This is a genomic window from Rhodococcus sp. EPR-134 (assembly GCF_001647205.1).
Taxonomy (GTDB): domain Bacteria; phylum Actinomycetota; class Actinomycetes; order Mycobacteriales; family Mycobacteriaceae; genus Rhodococcus_F; species Rhodococcus_F qingshengii.
This window is the reverse complement of the sequence record NZ_LVCT01000299.1, coordinates 1-5309: the sequence shown is the minus strand read 5'-3', so window position 1 is coordinate 5309 and position 5309 is coordinate 1. Positions and strand designations below refer to the sequence as shown.

Here is a 5309-nt window from a genome sequence, read left to right as displayed (position 1 = left end):
CTCTTCCGAACGGATCAGCTCACCGTCGAACGGGAAGATCGCCACCCGACGCCAAAGCGGACCTCGCAGATTCTCCGGCGCTACCTTGAACCCCGTTTCCTCCTCGATCTCACGAACCGCGGCCGCTCGCAGATGTTCGCCGCGTTCGAGCCCGCCGCCAACGGTGAACCAGAAGTAAGTGTTCGGGATCTTGGGATCGTGCCCGCGCAACAGCAGCACCCGATCTTCCTCGTCCAGCATCACCACGCGGGCAGAGGTCCGTGACGTATCCACGGTGATGCCCTCGGGCACCGCCGCCGCGGTCGTGCGCTCCGATATCTCGAAGTACTGAGGTAGCGGTGCCGTTCCCCCGAGGTGCAGCCAGCGAACAAGTCGACGCGTACGCAACGCGAGAGTGTCGCGCACCGCGTCGTTGTGGAACCGCCGAGCGATCAGGACCCTCGCCTCGGCATCGGCCAACTCGGCCACCAGTTGAGGTCGCAGCGACGTCGTGCCGTAGGCAGCGAGAGCATTGGACAGCCGGTTCTCGGCAAGCTCGCGATCCTGACGATCCGCACGTTCGGCGGCGTCCGCCAAGGTGACGAATCTGCGGGCGTCGTCGGCGCTCATGTCCACAGCCGCCGCGCGGACAACCGCGGCACGACGGGACAGAGCCGCATCGAGCGCCAACCACGACTGATCCGAACGCACATGCAGTCGATCGAGTCGGTTCGCCGTCCCGTACGCCCACAGTCCGACGACCAGGACGACGGCAGCGACGAGCCCGAGAATGAAGATTGTCAGAGCGGAGAAGGTCATGAACCCACCACGCGTACGCCGGTGCCGCCAACCGTGACGGTCTCGTAGACACGCAGGATCTGTTCGGCCACCACCGGCCAGTCGTATTCGGCAACAACACTTGTCGCGGTGTTGACCAGCGCGCGTCGTCGATCCGGGTCACCGAGAACGGAATCGATTGCCTCTGCCAAGGCATCGGAGTTCCCGATGGGGACCAGCAAGCCGGCCTGACCGTCGCGAAGAACACGGCGAAAAGCGTCCAACTCACTGGCCACGACGGCAGTGCCAGCCGCCATGGCCTCGACCAGCACGATCCCGAAGCTCTCACCGCCGAGATTGGGCGCGCAGTAGACGTCCGCACTGCGAAGCGCCGACGCTTTCTCCTCGTCACTGACCTGCCCGAGCAGGCGGAGATGCTTGAAGTACTTGCCCGCCTCTTTGCGGAGTTTCTCCTCGTCGCCGCGTCCGACCACGATCACTTCGAGATCCGGGTGACGCTCGACCAACTCCGGCAGTGCGCCGAGGAGGACGGCCATCCCCTTGCGCGGTTCGTCGTAGCGACCGAGGAACAGAATGGTTCCACCTTCGCGCGGGTAGCCGGGCAACAGATCGGCCTCGGCAAACGCTGCGACATCGACGCCGTTGGGAATTTCGACCGCGTCGGATCCGAGGGACTCGACCTGCCAACGACGCGCCAACTCCGAGACTGCGATCCGGCCACTGATCTTCTCGAGATACGGAGCCAAGACACCCTGAAAAGTGCTCAGCACCAACGACTTCGTGGTCGACGTGTGGAAGGTGGCGACGATCGGGCCTTCCGCGATACGCAACGCGAGCATGGACAGACTCGGCGCATTGGGTTCGTGGATATGTAGAACGTCGAAGTCACCTTCCGCGATGAACTTGCGGAGGCGGTTGTTCGCCGTCGGGCCGAAAGACAACCGTGCAACAGAACCGTTGTAGGGAATCGCGACGGCTTTACCTGCGGAAACCACAAAATCCGGCAACTCGTCGTCATCGGACGACGGCGCAAGCACACTCACTTTGTGACCACGTTCGATCAGCACCTCTGCCAGATCCACCACGTGCGCCTGCACACCACCGGGGACGTCGAAGGAGTACGGGCAGATCATGCCGATCTTCATTCACCCTCCATGCGGGCGAGCCGCGATTCGGAGAGGTCGGAGCGCCACAGCGGCTGAAGCATGTGCCAGTCAGCGGGGTGCGCTGCGATGTTGACCGCGAAACGGTCGGCAAGTGCCTGCGTGGCCGGGCCGACTCCGCCGGATACGTCGATCGGCGGGTCGATCTTGAAACCCCAACCGTCGGGAGTGAACCAGCAGTGGACCGGAAGTAGCGGCGCGCCGGTATCGATCGCGAGCTTCGCCGGGCCGGCGGGCATGCGAGTGGGTTCTCCGAAGAAGGTGACGGGCACACCCTTCTTCGCCAGATCGCGCTCCCCCAGCAAGCACACGATCTTGTTCTCGCGCAGATGCTTGGACAGTTCGACGAACGGAGGATGCTCCCCGCCGCTGAGCGGAAAGATCTCGAAACCGAGACTCTCGCGGTATTCGACAAACCGTTCGTACAGGGATTCGGGCTTGAGCCGCTCGGCAACGGAGGTCAACCCACCCCATTGCTGAACACACCACACGCCGGCCATGTCCCAATTACCGCTGTGGGGCAGCGCCAATACCGCGCCATGACCTGCTGCCATTGCTTTTTCCAGATGTTCCTGGCCCTCGACCAGCGCATGCAACGCCTTACCTGTCGCGACCAGGTCCATCGACGGTAGACGGAATGCCTCACGCCAGTACCGGGCGTACGAGCGCATAGAATCCTTGATCAACTGATCCGGAACTTCCTCCGGCGTCGTGCCCAGAACTCTCGCGAGGTTCTTCCTGAGTTGTTCGGGTCCGCCCTTGCGTACCGCGAAATCCGCTCCGGCGTCGAACAGCTTGACCGCCACCGATTCCGGCAGGCTTCGCACCAGACGCCAACCCGCGGCGTATCCCAGGTCGGTTGCACGCTCGGCAAAGCTCATTTCTCTGCCTCGCCGTCCGTGTTCGGCGCACCTTCGACCGTCGATGCGGCCGGGGCGATCGGCAGAAGTTCCCGGGCGCCAGGGGAATTGCGCACCGCGAGCACTCGCTGGAAGACCGTCACGATGCTTCCGGCGGCAAGTACCCACATCGCGATGTGGATTGCCCACGGAAGACCCATACCCGTCAGGCCGGATCCGACCAACACGATGATCAATCGGTCCGGGCGCTCGATCCACCCGCCGTCCGCAGTCAGCCCGCTCGCCTCCGCGCGCGCCTTCGCGTACGAGATGACCTGCGAGGTGACGAGGCAGATGAGCGTCGCGACGAGCAGCCACTTGCTGTTCTCGTGGTAGACCGCCCACCAGGCCAGGCCGGCAAAAATCGCGCCGTCGGCGACGCGGTCGCAGGTCGCGTCCAGTACCGCCCCGTACCGCGTTCCGCCGCCGCGAGCACGAGCCATTGCGCCGTCGAGCATGTCGAACATGACGAAGAACCAGATGAACATGGTTCCCCAGAACAGATGTCCGGACGGAAACAGCGTCACCGCACCGGCGACGCTTGCCACCGTGCCGATCACCGTCACCGAGTCCGGCGTCAGACCGGTCTTGACCAGCGCCTTCCCCATAGGTGCCGTCACCTTGGACACCGATGCGCGCCCGAAGAAGCTCAACACCGCAGGAACCCTCCCCGTCGTGAGTTCCGGTTCGGAACTCGTTGCAGCAATGCATCCTGCCATGAAGCCGGATGCGTCAACCTATTGTTGCCAGGCACCGGCGAGTAGTCCCCTGGTCTCCCGCAGCAATTGCGGCATCACCTTGACCCCACCGAGCACGGTGATGAAGTTGGCGTCGCCGCCCCAACGTGGCACTACGTGTTGGTGAAGGTGCTCGGACAGCGAACCGCCCGCAGCGGCACCGAGATTCAGGCCGACGTTGAATCCGTGAGGATTCGACACGCTCTTGATCACCCGCAACGCCTGCTGGGTGAACGCCATCAACTCGGCGCTCTCCTCCGGCGTCAGGTCTTCGAGTGCCGCGACCTTGCGGTACGGAACCACCATCAGGTGCCCCGGGTTGTACGGATACAGGTTCAGAACCGCATAGACATGCTCACCGCGGGCAACGATCAGTCCTTCTTCGTCCGACATCTTCGGAATGTCGATGAACGGTTCACCTGTCGTGCCCGGGGTGTTGGGCGCCTCGGTGATGTACGACATCCGATGCGGCGACCAAATGCGCTGCAAATGGTCAGGGTCACCGACGCCGTGGTCGATCAGCGAACCCGGACCGTCGTCACCGGGGGCGCTCACTGCGCCACGCTTGGCTGCACCAGTTCGGCTGTCGGCGAGGCGTTCTCGCGGCGGCCGATCCACTCGGTGATGATCCGGACGGCGTCGTCGACGGGAATGCCGTTGATCTGGGTGCCGTCGCGGAAACGGAAGCTGACCGCGCCGGCCTCCACGTCACGCTCGCCCGCGAGGAGCATGAACGGGACCTTTTGCGTGGTGTGGTTACGGATCTTCTTCTGCATGCGGTCGTCACTGAAATCGACCTCGGCGCGAACACCGGCTGCCTTGAGCTTCTTCGTGACGTCGAACAGGTGATCGGCGAAGGCCTCGGCCACCGGGATTCCGACGACCTGCACCGGCGCCAGCCACGCCGGGAACGCGCCCGCGTAGTGCTCGGTCAGGACACCGAAGAACCGCTCGATCGAGCCGAACAGCGCGCGGTGGATCATGACCGGACGAGTCTTGACCCCGTCGTTGCCGGTGTATTCGAGCTCGAACCGCTCGGGCAGGTTGAAGTCGAGCTGGATGGTCGACATCTGCCAGGTGCGGCCGAGTGCGTCCTTGACCTGAACGGAGATCTTGGGACCGTAGAACGCGGCTCCGCCCGGATCCGGCACCAGAGTCAGGCCGGAAGCTTCGCCGACCTCGGCGAGCGTTGCGGTCGCCTCTTCCCAGACGTCGTCGCTACCGACGAACTTGTCCGGGTTTTTGGTGGACAGTTCGAGGTAGAAGTCGTCGAGGCCGTAGTCCTTGAGCAGGTTCAGAACGAACTGCAGGGTGGTGGTCAGCTCGTCGCGCATCTGCTCACGGGTGCAGTAGATGTGAGCGTCGTCCTGGGTCATGCCGCGCACGCGGGTCAGGCCGTGGATGACGCCGGACTTCTCGTAGCGGTAGACCGAGCCGAATTCGAAGAGCCGCAACGGCAATTCACGGTACGAGCGTCCGCGAGCACGGAAGATCAGGTTGTGCATCGGGCAGTTCATCGGCTTGAGGTAGTAGTCCTGGCCCGGCTTGCGCACGGTGCCGTCCTCGTTCAGTTCCTCGTCGACGTGCATCGCCGGGAACATGCCGTCGCGGTACCAGTCGAGGTGACCGGAAACCTCGTACAGATGCCCCTTGGTGATGTGCGGAGTGTTGACGAACTCGTAGCCCGCCTCGATGTGGCGGCTGCGCGAGTAGTTCTCCATCTCGGTGCGGAT

General features: G+C 63.7%; 6 protein-coding genes. All 6 read right to left on the bottom strand.

Translation table 11 applies throughout. The features are described from left to right. On the bottom strand, nucleotides 1-798 hold a 798-nt coding region (locus A2J01_RS13700), incomplete at its 3' end, for an NUDIX hydrolase (RefSeq protein ID WP_064112894.1). Continuing rightward, a complete protein-coding gene (locus tag A2J01_RS13695; RefSeq protein WP_003943332.1) occupies nucleotides 795-1922 on the bottom strand; it encodes a glycosyltransferase family 4 protein in 1128 nt (375 codons plus the stop codon). The genes A2J01_RS13695 and A2J01_RS13700, both read right to left, overlap by 4 nt. Beyond that, nucleotides 1919-2821, bottom strand: a complete 903-nt coding sequence (locus A2J01_RS13690; RefSeq protein WP_042919909.1) for a phosphatidylinositol mannoside acyltransferase — start codon at nucleotides 2819-2821, stop codon at nucleotides 1919-1921. The genes A2J01_RS13695 and A2J01_RS13690 overlap by 4 nt, the downstream gene beginning before the upstream one ends. Beyond that, nucleotides 2818-3495, bottom strand: a complete 678-nt coding sequence (gene pgsA, locus A2J01_RS13685; RefSeq protein WP_037130749.1) for a phosphatidylinositol phosphate synthase — start codon at nucleotides 3493-3495, stop codon at nucleotides 2818-2820. Before pgsA ends, A2J01_RS13690 begins: the two co-directional genes overlap by 4 nt. Nucleotides 3496-3576: 81 nt before the next feature. After that, nucleotides 3577-4131 carry an HIT family protein gene (locus A2J01_RS13680; RefSeq protein WP_003943307.1) on the bottom strand — a complete coding sequence of 185 codons (555 nt, stop codon included), beginning with the start codon at nucleotides 4129-4131 and terminating at the stop codon, nucleotides 3577-3579. Further along, nucleotides 4128-5309 (bottom strand): threonine--tRNA ligase (thrS, locus tag A2J01_RS13675; RefSeq protein ID WP_064112893.1); only part of this gene is annotated, 1182 nt, incomplete at its 5' end. The genes thrS and A2J01_RS13680, both read right to left, overlap by 4 nt.

What these genes read in the sequence shown, in the direction of transcription:
- A2J01_RS13695 (WP_003943332.1), bottom strand. Translation starts at nt 1,922, where the DNA reads ATGAAGATCGGCATGATCTGCCCGTACTCCTTCGACGTCCCCGGTGGT.
- A2J01_RS13690 (WP_042919909.1), bottom strand. Translation starts at nt 2,821, where the DNA reads ATGAGCTTTGCCGAGCGTGCAACCGACCTGGGATACGCCGCGGGTTGG.